The sequence below is a fragment of the Streptomyces sp. NPDC028635 genome, from assembly GCF_040637635.1.
Lineage (GTDB): Bacteria > Actinomycetota > Actinomycetes > Streptomycetales > Streptomycetaceae > Streptomyces.
Map to the genome: position 1 here is coordinate 153840 of NZ_JBEZWX010000002.1, position 24766 is coordinate 178605.

At 71.9% G+C, this 24766-nt stretch carries 22 protein-coding genes and 3 tRNA genes; 9 read left to right on the plus strand and 16 right to left on the minus strand.

What is annotated here, in order from left to right; all coding sequences use genetic code 11:
• The 3 genes from AB0E88_RS02875 to AB0E88_RS02885 form a co-directional block, all read right to left on the minus strand.
• Positions 1 to 1267: kelch repeat-containing protein (locus AB0E88_RS02875; protein WP_361622713.1), on the minus strand; the 1267-nt coding region annotated here is incomplete at its 3' end.
• On the minus strand, positions 1264 to 3270 hold the full coding sequence (locus AB0E88_RS02880) for a glycosyltransferase family 2 protein (protein WP_361622716.1): 2007 nt from the start codon (positions 3268 to 3270) through the stop codon (positions 1264 to 1266). The genes AB0E88_RS02880 and AB0E88_RS02875, both read right to left, overlap by 4 nt.
• Before the next feature lie 412 nt (positions 3271 to 3682).
• A tRNA-Lys gene (locus AB0E88_RS02885) sits at positions 3683 to 3756 on the minus strand.
• A 189-nt stretch (positions 3757 to 3945) separates the two neighbouring features.
• Here AB0E88_RS02885 and AB0E88_RS02890 point away from each other — a divergent pair.
• The 4 genes from AB0E88_RS02890 to AB0E88_RS02905 all read left to right on the plus strand — a co-directional run bounded on the left by AB0E88_RS02890 (position 3946) and on the right by AB0E88_RS02905 (position 7746).
• Positions 3946 to 5307 carry a peptidoglycan-binding protein gene (locus AB0E88_RS02890; RefSeq protein WP_361622719.1) on the plus strand — a complete coding sequence of 454 codons (1362 nt, stop codon included), beginning with the start codon at positions 3946 to 3948 and terminating at the stop codon, positions 5305 to 5307.
• A 32-nt stretch (positions 5308 to 5339) separates the two neighbouring features.
• The gene (locus AB0E88_RS02895; protein ID WP_361622722.1) at positions 5340 to 6455 is read left to right on the plus strand and encodes an SPFH domain-containing protein; all 1116 of its coding nucleotides are present in this window, start codon (positions 5340 to 5342) and stop codon (positions 6453 to 6455) included.
• Positions 6456 to 6590: 135 nt separating this feature from the next.
• Positions 6591 to 7196: a lytic polysaccharide monooxygenase gene (locus AB0E88_RS02900; protein ID WP_361622725.1), complete on the plus strand. Its 606-nt coding sequence runs from the start codon at positions 6591 to 6593 to the stop codon at positions 7194 to 7196.
• Between the two features lie 88 nt (positions 7197 to 7284).
• Entirely contained in the window at positions 7285 to 7746 is a 462-nt protein-coding gene (locus AB0E88_RS02905) for a DUF3592 domain-containing protein (RefSeq protein ID WP_361622728.1), read from the plus strand.
• A 50-nt stretch (positions 7747 to 7796) separates the two neighbouring features.
• Here the strand turns inward: AB0E88_RS02905 and AB0E88_RS02910 are convergent.
• The 6 genes from AB0E88_RS02910 to ehuB form a co-directional block, all read right to left on the minus strand.
• Positions 7797 to 7870 (minus strand) — tRNA-Lys (locus AB0E88_RS02910).
• Between the two features lie 106 nt (positions 7871 to 7976).
• Complete coding sequence (locus tag AB0E88_RS02915; protein WP_361622731.1) at positions 7977 to 8735, minus strand: IclR family transcriptional regulator C-terminal domain-containing protein; 759 nt, start codon at positions 8733 to 8735, stop codon at positions 7977 to 7979.
• A gap of 208 nt (positions 8736 to 8943) precedes the next feature.
• Positions 8944 to 9726 carry an ectoine/hydroxyectoine ABC transporter ATP-binding protein EhuA gene (gene ehuA, locus AB0E88_RS02920; RefSeq protein ID WP_361622734.1) on the minus strand — a complete coding sequence of 261 codons (783 nt, stop codon included), beginning with the start codon at positions 9724 to 9726 and terminating at the stop codon, positions 8944 to 8946.
• Positions 9716 to 10366 carry an ectoine/hydroxyectoine ABC transporter permease subunit EhuD gene (gene ehuD, locus AB0E88_RS02925; protein ID WP_361622737.1) on the minus strand — a complete coding sequence of 217 codons (651 nt, stop codon included), beginning with the start codon at positions 10364 to 10366 and terminating at the stop codon, positions 9716 to 9718. The genes ehuA and ehuD overlap by 11 nt, the downstream gene beginning before the upstream one ends.
• The gene (ehuC, locus tag AB0E88_RS02930) at positions 10363 to 11064 is read right to left on the minus strand and encodes an ectoine/hydroxyectoine ABC transporter permease subunit EhuC (protein ID WP_361622740.1); all 702 of its coding nucleotides are present in this window, start codon (positions 11062 to 11064) and stop codon (positions 10363 to 10365) included. Before ehuC ends, ehuD begins: the two co-directional genes overlap by 4 nt.
• Positions 11061 to 11975, minus strand: coding sequence for an ectoine/hydroxyectoine ABC transporter substrate-binding protein EhuB (ehuB, locus tag AB0E88_RS02935; RefSeq protein WP_361622743.1), 915 nt, complete (start codon positions 11973 to 11975; stop codon positions 11061 to 11063). Before ehuB ends, ehuC begins: the two co-directional genes overlap by 4 nt.
• Positions 11976 to 12022: 47 nt before the next feature.
• Here ehuB and AB0E88_RS02940 point away from each other — a divergent pair, with 47 nt between their 5' ends.
• Positions 12023 to 12517 carry a DUF3830 family protein gene (locus AB0E88_RS02940; protein WP_361622746.1) on the plus strand — a complete coding sequence of 165 codons (495 nt, stop codon included), beginning with the start codon at positions 12023 to 12025 and terminating at the stop codon, positions 12515 to 12517.
• Between the two features lie 11 nt (positions 12518 to 12528).
• On the opposite strand, the gene AB0E88_RS02945 is transcribed toward AB0E88_RS02940, so the two are convergent.
• Both AB0E88_RS02945 and AB0E88_RS02950 read right to left on the minus strand, forming a co-directional pair.
• On the minus strand, positions 12529 to 13914 hold the full coding sequence (locus AB0E88_RS02945; protein WP_361622749.1) for an amidase: 1386 nt from the start codon (positions 13912 to 13914) through the stop codon (positions 12529 to 12531).
• 33 nt (positions 13915 to 13947) lie between these two features.
• Entirely contained in the window at positions 13948 to 14901 is a 954-nt protein-coding gene (locus AB0E88_RS02950; RefSeq protein WP_361622752.1) for a D-2-hydroxyacid dehydrogenase, read from the minus strand.
• A 148-nt stretch (positions 14902 to 15049) separates the two neighbouring features.
• On the opposite strand from AB0E88_RS02950, the gene AB0E88_RS02955 reads away from it, so the two are divergent.
• The 3 genes from AB0E88_RS02955 (at position 15050) to AB0E88_RS02965 (ending at position 18362) form a co-directional block, all read left to right on the plus strand.
• Positions 15050 to 15859, plus strand: a complete 810-nt coding sequence (locus AB0E88_RS02955) for an aspartate/glutamate racemase family protein (protein ID WP_361622755.1) — start codon at positions 15050 to 15052, stop codon at positions 15857 to 15859.
• Positions 15856 to 16587 carry a decarboxylase gene (locus AB0E88_RS02960; protein WP_361622758.1) on the plus strand — a complete coding sequence of 244 codons (732 nt, stop codon included), beginning with the start codon at positions 15856 to 15858 and terminating at the stop codon, positions 16585 to 16587. The genes AB0E88_RS02955 and AB0E88_RS02960 overlap by 4 nt, the downstream gene beginning before the upstream one ends.
• A gap of 665 nt (positions 16588 to 17252) precedes the next feature.
• Positions 17253 to 18362 (plus strand): LLM class flavin-dependent oxidoreductase, encoded by a 1110-nt coding sequence (locus AB0E88_RS02965; RefSeq protein WP_361622761.1) that lies wholly within the window; start codon positions 17253 to 17255, stop codon positions 18360 to 18362.
• Here AB0E88_RS02965 and AB0E88_RS02970 read toward each other — a convergent pair.
• Positions 18335 to 20179, minus strand: a complete 1845-nt coding sequence (locus tag AB0E88_RS02970; RefSeq protein ID WP_361622764.1) for an EAL domain-containing protein — start codon at positions 20177 to 20179, stop codon at positions 18335 to 18337. The two genes, AB0E88_RS02965 and AB0E88_RS02970, sit on opposite strands and share 28 nt — an antisense overlap.
• 314 nt (positions 20180 to 20493) lie before the next feature.
• On the opposite strand from AB0E88_RS02970, the gene AB0E88_RS02975 reads away from it, so the two are divergent.
• Complete coding sequence (locus tag AB0E88_RS02975) at positions 20494 to 21810, plus strand: M6 family metalloprotease domain-containing protein (protein WP_361622767.1); 1317 nt, start codon at positions 20494 to 20496, stop codon at positions 21808 to 21810.
• 184 nt (positions 21811 to 21994) lie between these two features.
• Here AB0E88_RS02975 and AB0E88_RS02980 read toward each other — a convergent pair.
• The 4 genes from AB0E88_RS02980 to AB0E88_RS02995 all read right to left on the minus strand — a co-directional run bounded on the left by AB0E88_RS02980 (position 21995) and on the right by AB0E88_RS02995 (position 24765).
• Positions 21995 to 22068: transfer RNA gene (locus AB0E88_RS02980), tRNA-Lys, on the minus strand.
• Entirely contained in the window at positions 22059 to 22745 is a 687-nt protein-coding gene (locus AB0E88_RS02985) for a bifunctional DNA primase/polymerase (RefSeq protein WP_361622770.1), read from the minus strand. The genes AB0E88_RS02980 and AB0E88_RS02985 overlap by 10 nt, the downstream gene beginning before the upstream one ends.
• Before the next feature lie 48 nt (positions 22746 to 22793).
• Positions 22794 to 23159 carry a hypothetical protein gene (locus AB0E88_RS02990; RefSeq protein ID WP_361622773.1) on the minus strand — a complete coding sequence of 122 codons (366 nt, stop codon included), beginning with the start codon at positions 23157 to 23159 and terminating at the stop codon, positions 22794 to 22796.
• Between the two features lie 268 nt (positions 23160 to 23427).
• Positions 23428 to 24765: an AAA domain-containing protein gene (locus AB0E88_RS02995; protein ID WP_361623385.1), complete on the minus strand. Its 1338-nt coding sequence runs from the start codon at positions 24763 to 24765 to the stop codon at positions 23428 to 23430.
• Position 24766 lies beyond the last annotated feature (1 nt).

Genomic DNA, 24766 nt, shown 5'->3' on the forward strand with positions numbered 1-24766 from the left:
CACGGTTGCTGGACAGCTTGGACTCGCCGACCCCGCCGCCGCCGATCACCATGTACTTCTCGTCCTGCGCCGGCGGCAGCAGCACCGTGCCGGACGTCTCCATCATGTTCGCGTCGCTCAGCCCGGGGATCTTGGTGAACTTGTTGGTGTCCACGTCCCAGACGCCCGGTTCACGCCCGACGTCGTCGGGGCCGTAGCCCGCGTTGGAGCCCGAGTAGAAGATCTTCCCGTTCTCCAGCAGGAACAGCGCCGGATAGGTGGGGAACTGACGGACCGACTTGGTGTAGGACCAGGTCTTGGTCCTGGGGTCGAAGACCTCGTTCTTGCCCGGGACCAACTGGCCGATGTCGTCGAGACCGGAGACGCTGAGGACCTTGCCGTCGCTCAGCGTGGTGAGCGTCGGGTACCAGCGGGCCTCGTTCATCGGGTCGACCTTGATGTACTTCTCGGCGACCGGGTCGAACTCGTAGGCGTCGCGGATGCCCTGGAAGTCCTTCTTGTCCAGGGCGAGCTTCTGCGCGATGCCGTAGGTGTTGCGGGCGTCGGTGCCGGAGAGCCCCTGGATGCGGTAGTTGTCCTGGGTGCCGGTCTCGTACTTCTGTCCGCTGTGCTGCGCCTCGACGTAGATACGGCCGAGCCCGGGGTCGTTGCGCACGAACCGCCCGGCCTTGTCGAAGACCTTCTTCGCGCGCGGCACGAGCACCGGGTCCTTGGAGACGAACGTCTTGCCGTTCTCCTTGCCGGTGAACTGGGTGCCCGCGGGCAGCGTGATCGGCTTGTCCGGGTTCTCGTTGTGGACGATCATCAGGCCGCCGGCCTTGGTGACGTCACCCTTGAGCTTCTCGTACCGCTTGGTGCCGCCCGCGATCAGCAGGTTGCCGTTGGGCAGCTGGGTGTGGCCGGTGCAGAACAGGTCGCTCGGTGTGGGCACCTTCTTGATGGTGCCCTTGACCGGGTCCCAGATCCGGGTGTCGAACTTCTTGGCGTCGAAGTTCTCCTGGTTGTTGCCCGATCCGGCGACGAGCAGGATCTTCCCGGTGTGCAGCAGCGCCGCGTGGATGGTGTTCTGGCGGTACTCCTCGGGGAACTGGACGATGTCCCAGTGGCCGTTGTCCGCCTTGTACTCCGGCTTGTTGATCTTGTAGTCGTGGTACTTGGCGGTGCTGAAGCGGTACAGCCACGGACCGTTCATCCCGGCCAGCGCGAGGACCACCGCCGTGCCTATCGCGAGTCGACGGGCGCGGCGGCGGCCGGCTCGGTCGTTCATTCCTTACGTCCCCCCAGCCCACCAAGGGCGATCTGCATGGTCTGGTCGTTGCCCGGGCCCGGCTCGGCCCACTGCGGGCGCGGAGCCGGGCCGTGCGGCGCGTGGTGCGCCGCAGCCCCGGGTGCGGGCGTCCCGGGTGCGGGCGTCCGGTGTGCCGGGGCGGGCGGGACCGCGTCCTGCCGCGCTCCCGCCGCGTGGGCGGCAGGCTTCTTCGCGGCCTGCCGCAGTTCATGGCGCCAGACGAAGATCGGCGCGGCGGTGATGAGCAGGGCGAACGTGGCCCAGATGATCATCGCCGGGTGGGAGTGCCCGAGGACGAGGCCGGCGGTGATGGAGCCGCCGAAGATGGCGATGAAGTACCAGTGGTAGCGGAAGGTGCCGAACCAGGTGTCCGGGCTCGCCGAGTCGCCCTTGGGCGTGACCACGAACTTGCTCTTGCGGCGCAGCAGGGAGTCGATCAGCGCCTTGGCGTACAGCGGCGCCGACAGGGCGGACATCACCATGCCGGCCACACCGCCGGAGCCCTCCGGCTCGTGCGGGGAGACGTTGTGGCGCCGGTTCCAGATGTACAGGCCGATCTGGAGGGCGGAGGCGTTGCCGTAGAGCATCAGCCACACGGTGGGGTCGATGTTCACACCCGACGCGCCCAGGCCCAGGAACAGCGCGCAGCTGAGCGCCGCGAGCATCCAGTTCAGGGCGGACATCGGATAGAAGATGATCATCATCGTGTAGTTGAAGAGCCGGCCCGGCGGCAGCGTGCCCCAGCCCTTCCAGTACTGCTTGAGGATCGTCTCGTAGGTGCCGCGCGACCAGCGCATCTGCTGGGTGAAGAAGTCCGTCCAGGCGGCCGGGCCCTCGCCGACGGCGAGCACGTCGGGGGTGTAGACCGACTTCCACTTGCGTCCGGTGGCGGGGTTCTTGTGGCGGTGGATCTCGAACCCGGTGGCCATGTCCTCGGTGATCGAGTCGTACAGGCCGCCGATCTGCTGCAGCGCCTTGATGCGTACGGCGTTGGAGGTGCCGACGAACATCGGGGCGCCGTACTTGTTGCCGGCGCGCTGGATGAGCGCGTGGAAGAGGAACTGCTGCGACTCGGCGGCCTTGGTCACGAACGAGTCGTAGTTGCCGTACACCTGCGGGCCGATGACGAAGCCGACGTCCGGGTCGCGGAAGAAGCCGAGCATCCGCTCCAGGTAGTTCGGCAGGGGCACGTGGTCGGTGTCGACGGAGGCGAAGAAGTCGTAGTCGTCGCCGTGGGCGTCCAGCCAGGCGTTGTAGTTGCCGTGCTTGGTCCTGGCCCGGTGCGGGCCCTTGGCCTGGTTCCACTTCGCGACGCCCTTGCGCGAGAAGTGGCGCACGCCGAGCCGCTCGCACACGGCCTTGACGTCCGCATCGTCGCCCTCGTCGAGCAGCCACACGTGCAGCAGGCCCCGGTGGCGCAGCCGGACGGCGGCCTCCAGGGTCTTGGTGACCATCTCCAGCGGCTCCTTGCCGGGCACGAAGGAGGTGAGGAAGGCGACCCGGGTGCCGGTCTCCGGCACGACCGGGACGGGATCACGGGCGACGAGCGTGGCGTGCGCGTTGGACAGCACGTTCAGGCAGCGGAAGAACTCGATCAGGCCGATCGAGACCAGCATGACGACGTCGAGGGCGGGCAGGAAGTCGAAGGCCGGGTAGTCGCGTTCGGTCCAGTGTTCGGGCTGGAGCAGCCAGAACAGCAGGACCAGCGAGAGTATGGGGGCCGCGGCCAGCATCAGGGCGACCCGGATGCGGTGCGGCTCCTGGGAGATCAGCGAGCGGTACTGAACGGTGTACGGCTTGTGCGGATCGGGCTGTGTGAGGGGGCCGGCCAGCCTGCTGTAGTGCTCGTAGTCGTATCTCGGCAGGTTCTTCCTGATCCGCCGGAAGGTTCCGGTGGTGCTCATCCGGTGCGTGGGCACCCTGAGCTGAGTGGTCTGTGACGGGTCGGAGCCGTGCCGGGCGCCCGTCGGCGTCGACGTCATGAGTCATCCCCCCACACGCAGGTCAACGCGTGTCGTCGGTTACGTCACCCGCTCGGGCCCCCTCGACCGTCACGGATGGTTCAGTGGCGGGCCGCTGTCCCCACGTCGTCCCAACCCTACAGACATGGAAAGGCAGCGTTCCGGTTGCATGATGCCCTCTCGGCATCAGCGACGTGAACGGGGCCCCCTTCTCCCCGTGACATCCGCGCAAACGGCCCTCAGCCCCCCAAGTGCCGTGTATACGCGTCTTGTTGTCGTCCAGGGTTCTATGCGGTTCAGCATGATCGCAAGATGCGAAACGCGGTGTTTACCGGTCAAACGCGCTCATTGTGATGCCGGTGGGGGCGGGTGGAAGCGTGTGGGCGCAGAACGAAACAAGACCCCCCGCGGAAGCGAGGGGTCTTGCTGTCGGTGCGCCGCCAGGGACTCGAACCCCGGACCCGCTGATTAAGAGTCAGCTGCTCTAACCAACTGAGCTAGCGGCGCCTGCTGACGTGGGTAACTCTACAGGACCCCCGGGGGTGCCCCTGACCACGCGTGTCGCGCCCGTTATGTCATGAAATGGGAAAGTCGTACATCATTCGGACCGTCACCATGCGCTTCGGCAAGACGGTTGGGAAACTGATCAGCGTGTACAGCCCTGGACAAAACGGACCGGAGTGTGAGGCAGATCGCATGAACAGTCCGGTATTCGAGGAAATCGATCCTGCGAGCGACTGCGGCTGCCCCGGCTGTGCCCGGCTGCACCGGCCCGCCCCGCCGTCCTCCCCGACCCCCGGCCCCGCCGCGCACCGTGTGGTGATCGTCGCGGCCGCCTCCACGGCGCTCGCCGCGAGCGGTGCCGCACCGGCCCTCGCGGCCCCGCACACCCCCGCCCGGCCCGGCGTTCCCGCAGGTGACGAGCCGCAGACCCCGCAGGGCGGCAAGGCCCCGCTGCACGGCCCGGCCGGCGCTCCGGCGGCACCCGCCGCCCCCGTGAAGCTGCCGCCGATCAGCCGTACGGAGATCATCAACCGCGCCAAGGTGTGGGTGGCGGCCCAGGTGCCGTACAGCATGTACGCCTACTGGTCGGACGGGTACCGGCAGGACTGCTCGGGCTTCGTGTCGATGGCCTGGCACCTGCCCGGCAACGAGTGGACCGGCAGCCTCGGCCAGTTCGCCGACCGGATCACCAAGGAGGAGCTGCAGCCCGGAGACATCCTGCTGTTCCACAACACGGCCGACCCCGAGAAGGGGTCCCATGTGGTGCTCTTCGGCGGCTGGACGGACTACACGCGCACCTACTACCTCGCCTACGAACAGACCCGCCCCACCACCCGCCGCCAGGCCACCCCTTACCCGTACTGGAGCAACGCCTCCTCGTACCTGCCGTACCGCTACAAGGGCGTCACCGACGGCGCGGCCGGCGCTCCGGCGGGGAGCGGGGGCACCGAGAAGGACGCCACCGCGTTCCCCGGCGCGGACTCCTTCGGCCCCGGCGCGAACAACGCCGACGTCACCCGGCTGGGCCGGCTCCTCGTCACGCGCGGCGGTGCCCGCTTCTACACCTCCGGCCCCGGGCCCGTCTGGACGGACGCCGACCGACGGGCCACCCAGGCGTTCCAGCAGGCGCAGGGCTGGACCGGCGCGGACGCGGACGGGCTGCCGGGGCCGAAGACCTGGGCGCTGCTGATCACCGGCACGGGCAAGGACATCCCGCCCGCGGGCGCCCCGGGACCGGCGAAGCCGACACCACCGGCGATGCCCCGGCCGCCGGGCAAGCCCACGACGCCCGTACCGCCGGCCCCGCCCGCCGCGGTGCCGCCCTTCCCCGGACCCGGCGCCTTCCGCCCGGGTGCGAACAACGCCCAGGTCACCCAGCTCGGCCGGCAGCTGGTGAAGAAGGGCTTCGGCCGGTTCTACACGTCCGGCCCGGGTCCGCGCTGGAGCGAGGCCGACCGCAGGGCCGTCGAGGCGTTCCAGCTCGCCCAGGGCTGGCGGGGACCGGCCGCCGACGGCTACCCCGGCCCGGAGACCTGGCGACGGCTCTTCCGGTGACATCACCCATCCGCAGCGGTTGGAGGAACGCATTGAGCACGGCCACGACGCCCGGGCCGGAGGGGGGCGCGGACGCCGCCGCGCCCCGCCCGCCCCGGCTGATCCAGAACGAGGCCACCACCGAGATCCCCGTCCACCTCCTCTTCCGGGACGACCCGGACCCGCAGCCGGTGCCGGTGCGCCCCACCGTCGTGGCGCGCCGCCAGGGCACCGGCGAGCAGCCGCGCGTCCGCCGCCCGGCCCCGAAGGCGCCGCGCCCCGCCGCGCCCCAGGTCGACCCGGAGCTGGTGGAGCGGCGGGCGCGGGTGCTGCCCGGCGCGATGGGCGTGCTCGCCGGGATGTGCGGGTCGGCCGGGTGCGCGGCCGCCACCTGGTGGGCGGGGCTAATGCCGCCGCTCGCCGCGCGGGCGCTCCATCTGCCGGAGACGCCGCACGCCGGGCTCGGGCCGGCGCAGTGGGCGGTGTACGCGGGGGCGGGCGCGCTCGCCCTGTTCGGCTTCGGCGGGCTGGCGCGCGGACGGACCGGACGGGCCTGGGTGCTCGGTCTGTTCGGCCGCTACCGCGGCACCGTCCGGCGCACCGGCCTGCTGTGGGTCAACCCGCTGCTGCGGCGCCGCGGTGTGGACGTACGGCTGCGGCACTGGCGCGGCGAGCCCATGCCGGCCGCCGACGGCAGCGGGGTGGCGCTCAGGGTGGTCGTGCTGGTGGTGTGGCGGGTGCGGGACACCGCGCGGGCCACGCTCGGCGTGGAGGACCACGAGACCTTCCTGCGCGAGTGCGTCGAGGCGGCGCTGACCCGGGTGCCGGTGGAGGTGCCCGGCGCCGGGCACGCCCCGGCGGAGACGGCCGGGGACACGCTGACCCGGCTGGTCGCGGCGGACGTGGCGCCGGTCGGACTGGAGGTGTTCTCCGTACGGCCGCTGCGGGTGGAGTACGCCCCGGAGGTGGCCGCCGTGATGCAGCGCAGGCGGCTCGCGGTGCTGGAGGCCGAGCACCGGGCGAGCGTGATCGGCTCGGTCGTGGACTCGGTCGAGGACACGGTGACCCGGCTGACCGTGCGCGGCCTGGTGTCGCTGGACGACTACGAGCGCAAGGCGCTGGTGAAGGACCTGACCGTGGCGTTCTGCTCGGGGCACGGGGAGGGCTGACGGGGCGGGCCGACGGGCCGGGGAGCCGGGCTCTGCGATTGGTATGGACATGTTCAACGGTCAGCAATAACCTCGAACTTGGTCTAGACCTACCTGCACGGCTCACTGAACTCCCCACACCCCAGGAGCGGCAGCATGCGCACAAGGACCAAGCTCTACGCCGCCGTGGTGGGGCTGGCCACGACCGGAGCGATCGCGCTCTCCTCCGGCGGGGCCAGCAGCCACGGCTACACCGACCTGCCCGTCAGCCGGCAGAAGGTCTGCCAGCTCGGCACCGTCAGCAACTGCGGCGACATCCAGTGGGAGCCGCAGAGCGTGGAGGGCCCCAAGGGCTTCCCCGCCGCCGGACCCGCCGACGGCCGGCTGTGCTCGGGCGGCAACACACGCTTCGCCCAGCTGGACAGCCCCCGCACCCCGTCGGGGGGCGCCTGGCCCACCACCAGGGTGACGGGCGGTCAGAGCTACACCTTCCGCTGGCAGTTCACCGCGATGCACGCCACGACCGACTTCAAGTACTACGTCACCAAGCCGGGCTGGAACCAGGACCACAACCTCTCCCGGTCCGACCTCAACCTCACCCCGTTCCTCACCGTCCCCTACGGAGGCCAGCGCCCGCCGTCCACCCTCTCCCACAGCGGCACCCTGCCGACCGGCCTCAGCGGCCACCACGTGATCCTCGCGGTCTGGACGATCGCGGACACGGGCAACGCGTTCTACGCCTGCTCGGACGTCACGTTCTGAGGCTTCCTTGAGCGACAGCCCCGGCCGGCGCGGGTAGGTTCCCCCACGCCGGCCGATCGGGGCCGGCGCGAGGTCTCGGGGGGCCACGGTGGAAGTGCTGTTCTCCGTCGTACCGCTGCTGATGATCGCGGGGGCGGTCCACGGGGCGGTCAGAGTGGTCGGCCGCGCCCGGCGGATCAGCCGGACCTGGAGCGACGGGCTCACGGCCGAGGCGCGCTGTCTGCGGACGTACACGACGACCGGTGGCGGCGGCGACAGCGCGGTGCACACGCATCTGCACCACGTGTACGAGTTCGTCAGCCGTGACGGGCGGGCGGTGCGCTTCGAGGAGAGGGGCGGCCCCGGCACGACGCTCGTCGGCGACATCGTGACCGTGCGCTACCCGGCCGACCGCCCCGAAGGAGCGACGGCCCTGCCGCCCGCGCCGGGGCGGCTCGCGGTGGAGGCCGGCTGCCTGCTGTCCGTCCTCGGTGTGGTGGTCGTCGTCTGCGTGATCTTCATGATCGTGGCGCACGCCATGTTCTCGATGGCCGGTGACGCCCTGCCGTAGGCCTGCCATCACGCCGAAGGGCCCCCGCTTTCGCGAGGGCCCTTCTTCGGTGCGCCGCCAGGGACTCGAACCCCGGACCCGCTGATTAAGAGTCAGCTGCTCTAACCAACTGAGCTAGCGGCGCATGACTCCCGCCGACCGCTTCACCAGGTGTTTCTCCCGGCCCGCGGGCGGCGACGAAGAAAATACTACCTGGTTCTCCGGAGTGCTCGTGACCACCCGCGGCGGGCCTAGATCGTCAGCGACAGCAGCAGGGGAGCGGCGCTGCGGTTGAGGGCGTCCGCCGCCGTGCGCAGCCGGTGCGCGTGCTCCACCGGCATCGACAGCGCCAGGCACCCCACCGAGGCGCCCGCGGTGATCGGCACGGCCGCGCAGACCGTGCCCACCGCGTACTCCTGCAGGTCGAGCACCGGCACCGTCGGCGGCTGCGCCTCTAGACGGGAGAGCAGCAGCTTGTCGCTGGTGATGGTGCGCGAGGTGAGACGGGCCATCTTGTGCCGGGAGAGATGGTCGCGGCGGCCGTTGTGGTCGAGCTGCGTCAGCAGGCTCTTGCCGACCGCGTGGGCGTGCGCGGACTCCCGGAAGTCCACCCACTCGTTGACCGGGGGAGCCCCCGGCCCGGCGGCGTACTGGGTGATACGGACCTCGCCGTCCACGTACCGGCTGATGTAGACCGCGGCCCGCACCGAGTCGCGCAGCCGGTCGAGGGTGCGCTGGAGGTGGGCCCGCAGCGCCTCCTCCCGGCCCTGGGCGGAACCGAGCCGGGCGAGCGCGTCCCCGGGGGCGTACGCCCCGCCGGTGATCTGCTCGACGTATCCCTCGCGGCGCAGCATCCGCAGCAGCGGGGTCAGCCGCTCGGTGGTCAGGCCCGTGCGGCGGGCTATCTGGGCGTCGGTGACGCCGGCGGTGTGCCGGGCCACGGTCTCCAGGACGCGCAGGGCGTCCTGGGCCGCGTGGTACGGCGCGGTCGGCTCGTTCATCAGCGCCACGGTGTCTCCCCCTGCGGTCGCTTTCAGGCCGTGATCCGAAACCCGGACCCCCTCCACCATAACGGGCAAGCGCCCTGCGTGGAGGGGGTGTTGGCGAGATTGCACCGCTCCCAACTGGGGCAACGACCCGCTGGCATATGTCCGGGTCATGACCCAGGGCGGAGACCTGGGGTGTTGGCGCACACACGGCGCGTAGTCGCGCGCCCGGTCACAGGACGGCGCTCAGGAATTCCCGCGTGCGCTCCTGCTCCGGGTCGTTGAAGATCTTCTCCGGCGGCCCCGCCTCCACGATCCGGCCCGCGTCGAACATCAGCACCTGGTCCGAGATGTCCCGCGCGAAGTTCATCTCATGGGTCACGCACAGCATCGTGATGTCCGTGCTGCGCGCGATGTCCCGCAGCAGATCCAGCACCCCGGCCACCAGCTCCGGGTCCAGCGCGGAGGTCACCTCGTCCAGCAGCAGGACCTTCGGCCGCATCGCCAGCGCCCGCGCGATCGCCACCCGCTGCTGCTGCCCGCCGGACAGCCGCGTCGGGCGCGCGTCGCACTTGTCGGCCAGGCCCACCAGGTCCAGCAGCTCCCGGGCCCGCTCCTCCGCCTCGTCCTTCGACAGGCCCAGCACGGTGACCGGCGCCTCGGTGATGTTCCTGAGCACGCTCATGTTCGGGAACAGGTTGAACTGCTGGAAGACCATGCCGATCTTCTTGCGCACCTCACGGCACTGCCGCTCGCTCGCCGGGAACAGCCGGTCCCCGTCGACGGTGATCGTGCCCTCGTCGGGCTTGGTGAGCGTCATCAGCAGTCTGAGGATCGTCGTCTTGCCGGAGCCGGACGGCCCGATCAGCGTCACGTGCTTGCCGGCGTCCACGGAGAAGTCCAGATGGTCCAGGACGGTGTTGTCCCCGAACCGCTTGGTGACCTGCTCCAGACGCACCAGCGGACCGAGGTCGGCGGGCGTGGCGGTCGGCTGCTTGCTGGTGTCAACGGACAAGACGTCGCTCCAGGGTGCGAAGGAGAAGGGAGGCCAGGTAGGAGATGACGATGAAGGCGACACCGATCACCGTCAGCGGCTCGGTGAACTGGAAGTGCTGCTGCGAGTACAGCCGCGCCTGCCCGAGCATCTCCAGCACGGTGATCACCATCAGCATCGGCGTGTCCTTGAGCATGGCGATCACGTAGTTGCCGAGCGCGGGCACCACCCGGCGCACCGCCTGCGGCAGGATCACCGCCGTCCACGTCCGGCGCACCGGCAGGCTCAGCGCGGTCGCCGCCTCCCACTGCCCCGGCGGCACCGCCTCGATCCCGGCCCGGTAGACCTGCATGGTGTACGTCGAGTAGTGCAGGCCGATCGCGACGACACCGGTGGTCAGCGCCGACATCGTCACGCCCCACTCGGGCAGCACATAGAAGAGGAAGAACAGCTGCACCAGCAGCGGGGTGTCCCGCACGAACTCCGTGACCACCCCCACCGGCCAGCGCACCCAGCGGGTCGGCGTGCGCATCAGCAGCGCCCACACCAGGCCCAGCGCGAACGAGATCAGCGAGCCGAGCACCAGCGCCTGCAAGGTCACCAGCAGGCCCTCGCGGAAGTGCGGCATGAAGCCGCTGACGGCGTTCCAGTCCCAGGTCACGCGACACCAGCTCCCTCAGGCACCCGCACCGGGTCCGCCTTCTTCTCCGGCGCCCGCCCGACTCCGGCCTTCAGCCGCTTCTCCAGCCCCCGCATCCCACGGGTGAGCAGAAACGCGATCACGAAGTAGATCAGCAGCACATACGTGTAGATCTCCGCGCTCTCCTGCAGCGCCAGGCGGACCAGGTTGCCGCTGAAGGCCAGGTCGCCCATGCCCATCACCGACACCAGCGCGGTGCCCTTGAGCAGCTCGATCAGCAGATTGCTGAACGGCGGGATCATCTCCGGCACCGCCTGCGGCAGCAGGATCTTGCGCATCCGCTGCCCCGGCGTGAAGCCGAGCGCGATGCCGCCCTCGCGCTGCGCCGGATCGACGGCCTTCAGCGCACCGCGCACGATCTCCGCGCCGTACGCGCCATAGGTGAGACCGAGCGCCAGGGTGCCCGCCCACAACGGCACCAGCTGCCAGCCGAAGGCCGGCGGCAGCACGAAGAACACCCAGAAGATCATCACCAGCGCGGAGGTGCCACGGAAGACCTCCGTGTAGAAGCCGGCGAGGAAGCGGACGATCCACAGCCGGTGGGTGCGCGCGACACCGACGGTGAACGCCACCGCCGCGCCCAGCAGCGCACTGCACACCAGCAGCTGGAGCGTGACCCACACGCCCTTCAGTACGAGTTCCCACAGTCCGGAGGTCATCCGCCGCACAGCTCCTTCGCGGTCAGATCGGTCATCTCGGCCCGTGTGAAGCCGAACGGCCGCAGGATGCGCAGCAGTTCGCCGCTCTTCTTCAGCTTGTGCAGCTCCGCGTTGAAGGCGTCGCGCAGCGTCGTCTCGGTCCGGCGGAACGCGAACGCGCCGCCGTCGACATGCGGCTTGCCCTTCACCAGCGGCGCGAACGGCTTGGTCGCCTCCGCCTTGGACGACTTCTTCACCACGTCACGGACGGTCACGGCCGTCCCCGCGAACACGTCCACGCGGCCCGTCTCCACCGCGTTCAGCCCCGCGACCTGGTCCGGGACGATGAGGATGTCGCTCTCCTCGTAGCCCGCCTCGACCGCGTACTGGATCTCCGCATAGCCGGTGCCGGTCGCGAACTTCGCCTTTTTCGCGACGATGTCCCGGTAGGTGTGCAGACCCTTGGGATTTCCCTTGCGGACGATGAAGGAATCGAGCATCTGATAGTCGGGATCGGCGAAGATCACCTGCGCGCAGCGTTCGGGATTGACATACATGCCGGCGGCCACGACGTCGAACTGCTGGGAATTCAGCCCGGGTATGAGCGAACCGAACTCGGTCGGCACGGGCTGCACCTTGTCCACCCCGAGCCGCTTGAAGATCACCCGCGCCAGTTCCGGTGCCTCACCGGTGAGTTCACCGTTCTTGTCGATGTATCCGAAGGGAATCTCACCCGCGATCCCGAGCCGCACCACCCCTTGGGCGCGCAGCCGGTCGAGCAGGTCACCGCCGTTCTCCGTGGACGCGGTCGCCACCCGCGAGCAGCCCGCGGCACCCAGTGCGCCGACCGCCGCCACCCCCGCGAGCAGCGACCGGCGAGTGGGTCCGGTTGTGTGTGCGCCATGTCTTGCATGACCGTGTGGTGGAGCCATGGCGGCGCTGCTACCCAACCGAACGCAAGCCATGCACCATGGATTTCATGGCGGATCGCTACCTCGAAGTGTCCCTGGTCAAGCGTCAGATCCACTGCACGGCGAAGCTGCTGGACGACCGTGCGCCCCTCACCTGCGCAGCGGTGTGGAACGCACTGCCGCTGTCCGGCGACGTCTACCACGCCAAATACGCGCGCAACGAGATCTATGCGCTCTTCCCACCCTTTGCCGCGACCGAACCACCCCTGGAGAACCCGACCGTCACCCCCATTCCCGGAGATCTCTGCTATTTCTCCTTCGCGGGCGCCGAACTGGGCACGAATGCCTACGGTTACGACCGTGAGGTGCGCGCCGGCACCACCGTCGTCGACCTGGCCCTGTTCTACGAACGCAACAACCTGCTGCTGAACGGCGACGTGGGCTGGGTGCCCGGGATCGTCTGGGGCCAGATCGTGGACGGCCTGGACGCCATGGCCGCGGCATGCAACGACCTGTGGCGCACGGGCGCGGCGGGGGAGACGCTCAGCTTCCGCCGCGCCTGACACCCGCCCGCTCAGGGGGCCGTGGCGCCCGCCTCGTACAGGGCGTGCGCGGCCCGCAGCACCAGGTCGTCACGGTGCCGGGCGGCCACGATCTGCAGGCCCACCGGCAACCCGCCCGCGTCCACGCCCACCGGCACGGACGCGGCGGGCTGCTGGGTCAGATTGAACGGATAGGTGAACGGCGTCCATCCCGTCCAGCGCCTCAGCCCCGAGCCGCCCGGAACCTCCACGCCCGCCTCGAACGCCGTCAGCGGCAGCGTCGGCGTCAGCAGCAGGTCGTACGACTCGTGGAAGCGGCCCATGCGCCGGCCGAGGTCCATCCGCACGTCCACCGCGGCCAGATACTCCAGCGCCGTCAGCCGCGCCCCGGCCGCGCACACCTCCCGCAGCCCCGGGTCCAGCAGCTCCCGCTGACGCGGACTCAGCTGCTGCGCCACCCGGGCCGCGCCCGCGAACCACAGCGCCTCGAAGGCGTCCACCGGCTCGGTCACGTCCGGGTCGGCCTCCTCGACGTACGCGCCGAGCCCCGCCAGCCGCTCCACCGCGCGCCGCACCGCCGACGCGACCGCCGGCTGCACCGCGACCTGCCCGCCCAGCGACGGCGAGTACGCCACCCGCAGCCCGCGCACCCCCTCGCCGAGCACCTGCGCGTACGACAGCCCGGCCGGGCCCAGCGCCGACCAGTCCCGGGTGTCCGGCGCGCCGATCACGTCCAGCAGGAGCGCCGCGTCCGCCGCGGTCCGGGTCATCGGGCCGACGTGCGACAGCGTGCCGAAGGCGCTCGCCGGGTACAGCGGCACCCGGCCGTACGTCGGCTTCAGAGCGAAGATCCCGCAGAACGCCGCCGGGATGCGCACACTGCCGCCGCCGTCCGTGCCCAGCGACAGCGGCCCCGCGCCGAGCGCCACCGCGGCCGCGCTGCCGCCGCTGGAACCGCCGGCCGTACGGGACGGGTCGTGCGGGTTGCGGGTGATCCCGGACAGCGGCGAGTCCGTCACGCCCTTCCAGCCGAACTCGGGCGTGGTCGTCTTGCCGACGAACACCGCGCCGTGCTCGCGCAGCCGGGCCACCGAGGGGGCGTCCTCCTCCCACCTCCCCGCCGCTTCGATCGTGCGGGAGCCGCGCAGGGTGGGGTGGCCGCGCAGCAGCAGTATGTCCTTGACGGTCACCGGCACCCCGTCCAGCGGCCCGGCCGGCTCCCCGCGCCGCCACCGCCCGGCCGACGCCCGCGCCTGCTCCAGGGCGTCCTCGGGCAGCAGCCGCACGAACGCGTTCACCTGCGGCTGGATCCGCTCGGCCCGCTCCAGCACCGCGCGGGTCGCCTCGACGGGGTCGAACTCGCCCTTGCGGTAGCCCTCGACGAGCTCGGTCGCGGTCAGGTCGGTGAGTTGCGTCATGCACAGCCTCCCAGAGGCGTCGATGAGGGGACGTCAGTGACCGGGGACGTATCCGCGCTGCTTGTCGACGACGTTGAGCAGCGGCCGGCCCGCCGCCCAGCGCTCGTACAGGTCCACGAACTGCGCGCCCAGTTCGTCGCGCCAGCCGATCGTGTCCCCGCTCATGTGCGGGGAGACGATCAGATCCCGCACCCGCCACAGCGGACTGCCGGCGGGCAGCGGCTCGTGCGCGAACACATCCAGCGCGGCCCCCGCGATCCAGCGTTTGGCCAGCGCCTCGGCGAGGGCCTCCTCGTCCACCAGCGGCCCGCGGCCGACGTTCACGAAACACGCCGACGGCTGCATCACGCCGAAGCGGCGCGCGTCGAACATGCCCCGGGTCTGCTCCGTCAGCGGCGCCGCGCAGATCACCCAGTCCGCGCGGGAGAGCAGCCGGTCGAGATCGCCGGGGCCGTGGACGCCGGTGCGCGGGGTGCGGCCGACGAGCGCGGTGGTGACGCCGAGCGCCTTCAGCAGCCGTGCGATCGCCCGCCCGATCGGCCCCGAGCCGACCACGCACGCGCGCGTACCGGCCACCCGCCGCGACTCCCGGTGCCGCCACTCGCGCTGCTGCTGGAGCTGAAGCGTCCGCGGCAGATCCTTCGCCATCGCCAGCACGAGGGCGGCGACGTACTCGGCGATCGGCTGGTCGAAGACACCGCGCGCGTTGGTCACCACCGTCTCCGACCGGGCCAGCTGGGGGCACATCAGATGGTCGACGCCCGCGCTCGCCGTGTGCACCCAGCGCGGCCGCGGCCCCTCGCCGGGCCAGGCGTCCCGTACGGCGGTGGAGGTGAAGTCCCACACCAGCAGGACGTCCGCCTCGGGCAGCCGCGCGGCGAGGCCGGCGGCGTCGGTGTGCACGATCCGGGCCCGGCCGGTGAGACGGCCCAGACGAGGCGGCGGGTCGGCGTCGAGGACGAGGAGCGTGGGCGGGACGGTGGTCATGCAGGGGCCGTTTCTCCGGGGACCGGGCGATGATCTGGCGTCTGACATGCGCGGATTGACCACGCTCGCACCGGAACCTACCGTCGTCAACAGGGCCACGCGTACGATCCGTTGCCCTGTCGTCTCCCACCGTGAGGCGGTGCCTGTCATGGAGGCCATGTTTCTGGGCGGCCCCCGCCCGCAGCGCGGTGTCGGTGTCGTCGCGCCCTTCGACTTCGCGCTGGACCGGGAGTTGTGGCGCTGGACGCCGGACGAGGTGTCGCTGCACCTGACCCGCACGCCGTACGTGCCGGTCGAGGTCAGCCTCGATCTCGCCCGGCTGGTCAGCGAGCACGAGACGCTCACCGACGCCGTACGGACCCTGATCGCCGTGCATCCGGAGGTCGTCGCCTACGCCTGCACCTCCGGCAGCTTCGTCGGCGGGATCACCGGGGAACGCGCCATGTGCGAGGCGATGACCGGGGCGGGCGCGGTGCCGTCCGTGACCACGTCCGGGGCGCTGCTGGAGGCGCTCGCCGAGCTGGGCGTACGGCGGGTGGCACTGGTGACGCCGTACACCGTGTCGGTGACCCGGTCGCTGCGGGCGTACGTCGCGCAGGCCGGGATCGTGGTCACCGGGTGCGTGTACATGGGGCTGACCCGGCACATCTGGAAGGTGCCCTACCGGGACGTGGTGGAGATGGCCCGGCGCGCGGTCGGCACACCGGGCGCGGCCCGGGGACCGCAGGCGCTGTTCCTGTCCTGCACCAACCTGCCTACGTACGACGTCATCCCGCAGCTGGAGGCGGAGCTGCGGATCCCGGTGATCTCGGCCAACCAGGTCACGATGTGGGCTGCACTGCGCCGGCTGGGTACCCGCGCGGTAGGGCCGTACCAGGCGCTGACCGACCTCTCGGCGCGCGCGTGGCCCCCCGTACTGCCGGACGAACCGCAGGAACAGCAGGAAGGGCGAACATGACCGCACTCGGATTCCTCTACCCGGGTCACTCGGCCGAGGACGACTATCCGCGCATCGAGCAGCTCCTGGGCAGTGACATCCGGGTGGACGTCGTCCACACGGACATCGGCGAGGACGCGCACCGCGTGGACGCGCTGCGGCGGATGGGCGCGGCGGAGCGGCTTGCGCCGGGCGTGGAGGAGCTGCGGCTGGCCGGGGTCGAGTCGGTGGTGTGGGCGTGCACGAGCGGCAGCTTCGTGTACGGCTTCGACGGCGCCCACGAGCAGGTGCGCGCGCTGGCCGTGGCGGCCGGGATGCCGGCCTCCTCCACCTCTTTCGCCTTCGTGAACGCGCTGCGGGAGCTCGGGGCGCGCACGGTCGCGGTCGGGGCGACGTACCCCGACGACGTGGCGGAGCTGTTCGCCGGCTTCCTGCGGGCGGCCGGCGTCGAGGTCACCGGGGTGCGGAGCTCGGGCATCGTCACGGCGGCCGAGGTCGGCACGTGGGGCGAGGCGGAGGTGCTGGCGCTGGCCCGGGCCGCCGACCACCCCGACGCGCAGGCGGTACTGCTGCCGGACACGGCCCTGCACACGGCGGCGCACCTGCCGGCCCTGGAGAAGGACCTGGGCAAGCCGGTCCTCACGGCGAACCAGGTCACGGTCTGGGAGGGCCTGCGCCTGGCCGACCGCCGCATCCACGCTCCCGCGCTGGGATCCCTGTTCCTCCGCGAACCGATCGTCCAGGCGTAGGGCTCCACCGCGAGCCCGCTCGGCGGCATGGGGCTGCGCCCCGGACCCCGGGGGCGTTTCCCACCCACCCGCCCGTCTCGGTCGGCCAGGAGGCCCCGCCACGGGGCTCCGCCCCGGACCCCGGGGTGTTTCCCACCCACCCGCCCGACTCGGTCGGCCAGGAGGCCCCGCCACGGGGCTCCGCCCCGGACCCCGGGCGTTTCCCACCCGCCCACCCGTCTCGGTCGGCCAGGAGGTGCCGCCACGGGGCTGCGCCCCGGACCCCGCCGGGGCTCTGCCCCCGGCCCGGCCCCGGGGCTGAGCCCCAGCCCATCGGGCAACGGACCGCAACGGGCCGCCGCAGGCATCAAAGGGGCGCGGGGAACTGCGCGACCAGCCACGACGCGACCCGCACGGGCCGCCGCAGGCATCAAAGGGGCGCGGGGAACTGCGCGACCAGCCACAACGCGACCCGCACAGGCCGCCGCAGGCAACACCGACCACCCGCCGCCGGGCGGCATCGCCCGCGCGGGAGCGCACCCGGCCCCGGCAAGGGCAAGCCCCGCGCCGGCGCGCACCCGCCCGGGGCAAGGGCAGGCAAGGGCCCCCCACCCCGGAGGGGAATAACCGGAGACCCCCTCCTGTTAGCCCAGCGGCAGCGAACCCGTACAGGCAGGAGAACCCCCGTGGCCGTATCCGAGACCGCCGGCGACGAGATCCGGGCGGTGGCGAAGGGGACCGCGCCCGTTGCGCTGTCCGTGCTGGACCTGGTCACCGTGGGGGCCGGGCGGACCGCCTCCGACGCGTTGCGGACCAGTACGCAGCTGGTGCGGCTCGCCGAGGCGCGCGGGTTCCACCGGTACTGGGTCGCCGAGCACCACTCGATGCCCGGCGTCGCGTCCTCCTCGCCCGCGGTGATCCTCGCCCACCTCGCCGCCCACACCGACCGCATCCGGCTAGGCTCGGGCGGCGTCATGCTGCCCAACCACGCGCCCCTCGTCATCGCGGAGCAGTTCGGCACGCTGGAGGCCATGGCGCCGGGGCGGATCGACCTCGGCCTCGGCCGGGCGCCCGGCACGGACGGGGCGACCGCGGCGGCCCTGCGCCGCACCGACAGCCTCAACGAGGGCGCCGACGACTTCCCGCAGCAGCTCGCCGAGCTGACCCGGTTCCTCGACGACGACTTCCCCGACGGGCACCCGTACCGCAGGATCCACGCCGTGCCGGGGCCCGTGCAGGCCACCTCGCCCGGCGGGGTGCAGTCGCCCCACCGGCCGCCGATCTGGCTGCTCGGTTCCTCCGGCTTCAGCGCCCGCCTGGCCGGCGTGCTCGGCCTGCCGTTCGCCTTCGCGCACCACTTCTCCGCGCAGAACACCGTCCCGGCCCTCGACCTGTACCGCGCGTCCTTCCGGGCGTCCGACGTCCTCGACGAGCCGTACGCCCTGATCGGCGTCGCCGCGCTCGCCACCGAGGACGAGAAGGAGGCCCGGCGCCAGGTGCGGGCCGCCGCGCTGAACATGATCCGCCTGCGGACCGGGCGGCCGGGGCTCGTGCCCACGCCGGAGGAGGCCGAGGCGTACGAGTTCAGCCCGATGGAGGAGGAGTTCGTCACCTCCTGGAACGCCAACGTCGTCCACGGCACGCCCGACGAGGTGCGCGCCGGGCTCGACGACCTGCACAAGCGCACCGGCGCGGACGAGTTGATGATCACCGGCAACGCGCACAGCGGGGACCTGCGGGTGCGGTCGTACGAACTGATCGCCGACGCCTACGGCTTGCCGACCACGTCCGGCTGAACCCCCGGCGTCGCCAGCAGCGCGGAGATACGATCCGGCGGCACCGGGCGGGAGTACAGCCAGCCCTGCCCGGTGTCGCAGCCGATGAGCCGCAGGCGGTCCGCCTGCGCGGACGTCTCCACGCACTCGGCGGTGACCGTGAGCCCGAGCCGGTGCGCGAGCTGGATCATCGCCTCGACGATGACCTCGTCGGCCGGGCTCGGATGCGCGGCGGGGTCGTCGTAGCGGAAGCCGCGGACGAAGGAGCCGTCCAGCTTGAGGACCTTCACCGGCAGCCGGGACAGATACGCGAGGTTCGAGTAGCCCGTGCCGAAGTCGTCGATGGCGATCTGCACGCCCATGTCGCTGAGCGCCTTCAGCGTCTGCAGGGGGCGGCCCGCCGATCCCATCACCGCCGACTCCGTCAGCTCCAGTTGCAGCAGATGCGGCGCCAGCCCCGTCTCGTTCAGCGTCTGCGCCACGTCCGCCACCAGGTCGGAGTCCCACACCTGACGGACCGCCACATTGACGCTGACGAACAGCGGAGGCTCGTCGGGGTTGTCCAGCTGCCAGCGCCGGGCCTGCCGGCACGCGGTGGCGAGGATCCAGCGGCCGAGCGGGACGATCGAACCGTCCTCCTCCGCCAGCCCGACGAACCGATTCGGCGGCAGCAGTCCGAACTGCGGATGGTTCCAGCGGACCAGTGCCTCCACCCCGTGCAGCCGGCCGTCCGCCATGCCCACCAGCGGCTGGTAGTCGAGCACGAACTCCCCGCGCTCGATGGCCGGCCGGAGCGTGGAGGCAAGTGCCTGACGTGTCATCAGATGCGCGTTGCGCTCGGGGTCGAACAGCGTCCAGCGGTCCTTGCCGTCCGCCTTCGCCCAGTACAGCGTCGTGTCGGCCGCCTGCATCAGCCCGGTGGCGGTCGTCCCCGCCGCCTGCCGCTCCACCACACCGATCGACGCCGAGACCGACAGCCGCTGGCCCGCCAGGTCGAAGGGCTCCTGCAGTGCCTTGAGGGCCGACTGGGCGAGGTCCGCGAGCTGCTCGGTGCCCGTCGAGTCCTCCACCAGCAACGCGAACTCGTCGCCGCCGAGGCGCGCCACCAGTGGCGCACTCGTGCGGCCCTGACCGGCCGAGTCGGCGCAGCGGGTCAGGCGCTCGGCGACGGCGGCGAGCAACCGGTCGCCGACGCGGTGGCCGAGGGTGTCGTTGACCGCCTTGAAACCGTCCAGGTCCAGGTAGCACAGGCCGATCCGGCCGGTCCCGCCCGCCTCGTACGTGTCCGTCTCCAGCGAGGCCGACTCCAGCGCCGCCGACAGCCGTTCGAAGAACAGGGTGCGGTTGGGCAGCCGGGTCACCGGGTCGTGCATCTGCAAGTGCCGCAACTGCGCCTGGAGTTCACGGCGCGCGCTGATGTCGGCGACCGACAGCAGCGCGCCCTCCTCACCCGCCGGCAGCGGGGAGACGGTGACCTGTGCCCACAGGGAGTGGCCGTCGGGGTGCTTCAGCCGGCGCGTGCAGCGCAGCCGGTCGCGGCGGCCGTCGAGCACCTCGCGGTAGGCGTGCCGGGTGCGGGTGTCGGAGGCGAGGTCGAGCAGGTCCGACGCGAGCCGGCCGGTGAGGCCGGCCCGGTCGCCGCCGAGCAGCTCCCCGAGGGTGTCGTTGGCGTCGACGACCACGCCCGCACGGTCGACGACGGCCATGGCGAGCGGCGCGGCCGTGAAGGCGGAGCGGTACGGCGGCTCGGCACGGGCAGGGGTGGAGCTGTCACTCTCTGTAACGACTGACCCATCGGCATCTGCCGCAGGTGTCGACCCTTCGGACGTTCCGTTCACCGCTCGCTCCCGCAGTGCACTCGATCGCTGTCCGCGCAGGAAAGTGTGCCGATCATAGAGGCTGGCCCCGGGCGGTACCAGCCATGCCCCGTTCCCGTACGGCCCGCAGGGGCTCCCCGATCGAGTGGCGGATCGTTTCTGTTCGCAGGTGGGCGGCCTGCGCAGCCCCCCGACCGAATGTGACGTTCCGTGAACGCTTCGGGGGTGTCGCCCTGACGGGCACTCACTCGTCCGGGTCAGATAAACAGGGCATACGACAATGAATCCCACCAGGCTGGGTGCGGCGTCCCGTGAACCGCACCCGGAGGTCCCCCTTGTCGCGTCAGCTCACCCTGCGAAGACTGGGCCGAAGAACCCGCAGGGGCCTCAAGTCGGCGCTTGAGCCGCCCCGGCTGCGCAGCACCGCCGCCGTGTTCACCACCATGTCCGCGCTCGCCGCGACCTCCCTGCTCGGCGCGCCCTCGGTCGCCGAGCCCTTCTCCACCGAGCCCTGCACCCTGCAGCGCACCGACGCCCACCACTCCGAGGGCGTGGACACCTGGAACACCGCCTACCCGCGGCCCGTCCGCACCCTGAACGCGGTGATGGTCTTCCTGTCGTTCCCCGACGCCACCCCGCTGACCACCCCAGCCGAGCTGACCGCAGATCACTTCCCCGCCACCAGCGACTACTTCCGCCGCGCCTCCTACGGCCGCTTCACCCTGACCGCCCACCCGATGCGGCACTGGATCCGGATGCCCCGGCCGTCCACGTCGTACCGCATACAGCGCGACTGGAGCGCCGGCCTGCGCGCCCTGTACCTGCGCGACGCCCTGCGGGCCGCCGACGACCAGGTCGACTTCTCCCGCTACGACGTCGTGTACTTCGTCGCCGACCCGGACGCCCCCGGTGTCGACTCCGACGCCACCAAGGTCGTCAACCTCGACACCCCGCTCCGGGCGGACGGCACCGACATCCGCCGCGTGGTGACGGTCTTCGAACGGCACCCACCGGACCGTCTGGTGCTCGCGCACGAGACCGGTCACGTCTTCGACCTGCCCGATCTCTACCACCGCCCGGCCGACGGCAAGGGCGACTGGGACACCTACGTCGGCGACTGGGACATGATGGGCAGCCAGTTCGGTCTCGCCCCGGACCTCTTCGGCTGGCACAAGTGGAAACTCGGCTGGCTGGACCCGCGGCAGGTGGTGTGCGTGCAGCGCCCGACCCGGCTCACCCTGGAACCGCTCGGCGCGGGACCCGGCGTACCCGTCCCCGGCGCCGCGGGCGCGCCCGCCTTCGGCCTCGGCGCCGGCACCAAGCTGGCTGTCGTGCGCACCGGCCCCGACAGCGCGCTCGCCTTCGAGGCGCGCGGACCCGTGGGCAACGACAGCGCGGCCTGCCGGGCCGGGGTGCTCGTCTACCGGGTGCACAGCGCCACGGAGTCCGGGCGCGGGCCCGTCGAGGTGATCGACGCCCACCCGCGCACCGAGGCCTGCTGGGAGGACTCCGTCTACCCGGCGCTCGCCGACGCCCCGGTCGCCCTCGGCGAGAGCTTCACCGTGCCCGGGGACGGCGTACGCGTGGAGGTCGAGGACCGCACACCGTCGGGGGCGTGGACGGTGACGATCACGCCGGGGGCGCCGGGGTGATCACCCTGACCGTGATCCGGCCACGGGAGCCGCCGGGAACAGAGGAGAGCCCCTCGCCTGCGCGAGGGGCTTTCCCGTCGGGGTGCGGCTGGCGGAGCCCCCACCGCGCGCGGCCGAGTCGCGCAGAAACGAGAATGGCGGGCCCTGTTCGCGTTACTGCGAAAAGGACCCGCCATCGTCATTGTGCGCCGCCAGGGACTCGAACCCCGGACCCGCTGATTAAGAGTCAGCTGCTCTAACCAACTGAGCTAGCGGCGCCTGCTGACGTCGTAGACCTTAGCATCCACGTCGGCGGGAGGTGAAATCGAAATCCGCACCGCCGCGCGGGCCGCGCGCACCGCCGCCCACAGCAGGATCTCGGGGCCCGGGAGCCACGGGTGACGGCTGTCGGGGGCGACCAGCCAGCGGGTCGCGGCGGTGCCCGGCGCGGTCGCGGACACCGGCGGCACGGTCACCGCGTCACCGGTCCCGTGGCAGATCAGCGGCGGGATCCCGTCGGTACGGCCCGTGCGGCCGCTGTCCGAACCCCACTCCTCCCACTCCAGCAGCGACGGCAGCCGCTGGGCGGTGCCGGGCGCGGCGAAGAGCAGCATCCGGCCCCGGAAGACGGCCACCGGGCCGGAGCCCGGCCCGTCGTCCCAGAGCCGGTCGAGCATGCGGCGGCCGAACAGCGCGGGGGCGCCGACGACGTCGAAGGCGGTGCCGCAGGGCAGGACGACCGGGGCGTCCGGCTGCTCCTCCCACAGGGCGAGGGTGCTGCGCGGATAGGTGCCCGCCGAGGCCAGCCAGCTGGCGCCGTCATGGGTGACATGACACGTGCTGCTCATGTCCCCTAGATGTACCGGGCGTGAGCGTGTGCTTTCGCAGGGTTGCGGGAAACCGGGACAGAAGGCCGGGGGAGGGGGTATCTTGCCCGCTTCGTGCCCACCTGGCATATGCCGACGCTGGTGAGGGGGGGCGGCAAGGTGGGCGGGCAGGCCCGGTCAGACCGGGTCGGAAGGGCTGGATCCCTCTCCGCCCCGCAGCAGGTCACGGCCGAACTCCACCATCTTCTTCGCGTAGTCCTCGGTCCACTCCGCCCGCTCGGCGATGTCCGCCGCCGTCAGCCGGTCGAACCGGCGCGGGTCGGCGAGCTGCGCCGCCGCCATCGCCTGGAACTCCACGGCCCGGTCGGCCGCCGCGCGGAAGGCGTGCGTCAGCTCCGTCGCCCGCTCCAGCAGCGCGCGCGGATCGTCGATCGACTCCAGGTCGAAGAAGTGCTCCGGGTCGGAGGCCGCCGCCATGGGCTCGAAGAGCAAGGGCGCGGGGCGTAGCCGCGGTTCGTTCCGACGCGGCGTGGGCTCCGCCATGTCTTCTCCTTCTCGTACGGGGCGTACGTCACGGGGGCGCCGCCACGGGGTGGACCACCCTCCATTGTCCCGCGCGCACGCAAGGGGGCCTCGGCCTCACGGTTCCCGGCGAGAGCGGGCACCCCGCGGTATCAAGCGCCGCACCTCCCACGATGTTCCCGCCGGTCCCGGACGCCGGACGAGCAGCGCGGGTCACGGACCCCCATGGGGGGGCGCGTCATGGACGTCCGGTGAGGGGACACGTCACGGGCGTCCGGTGAGGGGCGCGTCACGGACGCCAGGAAACTCGGTGCTCGGCCAGGTGCGCCAGCACCGCGTGGTTCGCCTCCCAGCCGTCCGGGAACTTCACGAGCGTGCCCAGCTGGACCGGTTCCGTCGACGGGTAGTCGTCCAACAGGTCCTCCACGCCCGCGCGGCACACCACGATGCACGCGTGCCGGTGGCGGGAGGCCAGCACGCACAGCCGGCCGGTCTCCAGATGGAACGCCGTGGCGTCGGGGCGGCCGGACAGCGGGTGCAGCACCACCGTCACGTCGTACTCACGCCCCTGGAGCCGGTTCGCCGTGTCGACCGTCACGTCGGACACGCCCAGCTCGGCGAGCGCCGCGCGGACCGCCGCCGCCTGGTCGCGGTGCGCCGTACCGACGGCGACCCGGTCGGCGGTCAGCGGGGACGGCTCCGTCGAGCGTTCCGACACCGCCGCCCCGCCCCGGTCCAGCAGCCGCCGTACCACCAGCGCCACCGCGCGGACCGCCTCCGGGTCGGTGCGCGGGGTGTGCCGGGCCGGCAGCTCCAGCAGCCCCCAGCCGGAGGCCGCCGCCTCGTCGATCACCCGGTCGGGGCCCGAGCCGTCCGACGGGACGGCGAAGGCGAGCCGGCGGTCGCCGGGACCGGTACCGCTGCGGAACGGCGTGAACGGATAGAACGCGTCCGACACCAGCGGCGCCGCGGACGCCGGCAGCCGCCAGGACACCGGCAGCCGGTGCTGCGGCAGATCCGGATTGTGCGCGAGCAGGGTCGTCACCGCCGACGCCGACGGGTCGTACGACAGCCCCGCCCACTGCTCGCTGCCCACGATCGCGAACGGGTCGAGCTGCCCGGGGTCGCCCACGAACAGCGCCCGCTCGAACAGTCCCGCCACGGCGAGCAGCCCGTCGGAACGCATCTGGTACGCCTCGTCGACGATCGCGTGCGGCCACGGCTCGTCCACCTTCACATGCGCCCACTTGGCCGCCGTGGACAGCACCACCGGCAGCCCGGCGAGATCGGCCGCCTTCGCCGACGTGCGCACCTGCTGCAGCCCGTCCAGGGCCCGGTCGTAGGCGTCGGCGTCGCTGCTGTGCAGCCGGCCGACGGGCAGCCCGGGGTTCTTCTCGGCCAGCCGGAGCACCAGGTCGTCGACCTGCGCGTTGGTCTGCGCGACCACCATCAGCGGGCGCCCCGCGTCGGCCAGCTCCAGCGCCGCCCGCACCACCAGCGTCGACTTGCCCGCGCCGGGCGGGGAGTCGACCACGACACCGCGCGCGGTGCCGTGCAGGGTGTCCGCGAGGATCGCGTCCGTGGCCCGGGTCGCGGCCGCCCCCGGATCGAAGGCCGTCTCGGTCACG

What these genes read in the sequence shown, in the direction of transcription:
- AB0E88_RS02880 (WP_361622716.1), bottom strand. Translation starts at nt 3,270, where the DNA reads ATGACGTCGACGCCGACGGGCGCCCGGCACGGCTCCGACCCGTCACAG.
- AB0E88_RS02890 (WP_361622719.1), top strand. Translation starts at nt 3,946, where the DNA reads ATGAACAGTCCGGTATTCGAGGAAATCGATCCTGCGAGCGACTGCGGC.
- AB0E88_RS02900 (WP_361622725.1), top strand. Translation starts at nt 6,591, where the DNA reads ATGCGCACAAGGACCAAGCTCTACGCCGCCGTGGTGGGGCTGGCCACG.
- ehuC (WP_361622740.1), bottom strand. Translation starts at nt 11,064, where the DNA reads ATGACCTCCGGACTGTGGGAACTCGTACTGAAGGGCGTGTGGGTCACG.
- ehuB (WP_361622743.1), bottom strand. Translation starts at nt 11,975, where the DNA reads ATGGCTCCACCACACGGTCATGCAAGACATGGCGCACACACAACCGGA.
- AB0E88_RS02940 (WP_361622746.1), top strand. Translation starts at nt 12,023, where the DNA reads ATGGCGGATCGCTACCTCGAAGTGTCCCTGGTCAAGCGTCAGATCCAC.
- AB0E88_RS02945 (WP_361622749.1), bottom strand. Translation starts at nt 13,914, where the DNA reads ATGACGCAACTCACCGACCTGACCGCGACCGAGCTCGTCGAGGGCTAC.
- AB0E88_RS02950 (WP_361622752.1), bottom strand. Translation starts at nt 14,901, where the DNA reads ATGACCACCGTCCCGCCCACGCTCCTCGTCCTCGACGCCGACCCGCCG.
- AB0E88_RS02955 (WP_361622755.1), top strand. Translation starts at nt 15,050, where the DNA reads ATGGAGGCCATGTTTCTGGGCGGCCCCCGCCCGCAGCGCGGTGTCGGT.
- AB0E88_RS02960 (WP_361622758.1), top strand. Translation starts at nt 15,856, where the DNA reads ATGACCGCACTCGGATTCCTCTACCCGGGTCACTCGGCCGAGGACGAC.
- AB0E88_RS02985 (WP_361622770.1), bottom strand. Translation starts at nt 22,745, where the DNA reads ATGCCAGGTGGGCACGAAGCGGGCAAGATACCCCCTCCCCCGGCCTTC.
- AB0E88_RS02990 (WP_361622773.1), bottom strand. Translation starts at nt 23,159, where the DNA reads ATGGCGGAGCCCACGCCGCGTCGGAACGAACCGCGGCTACGCCCCGCG.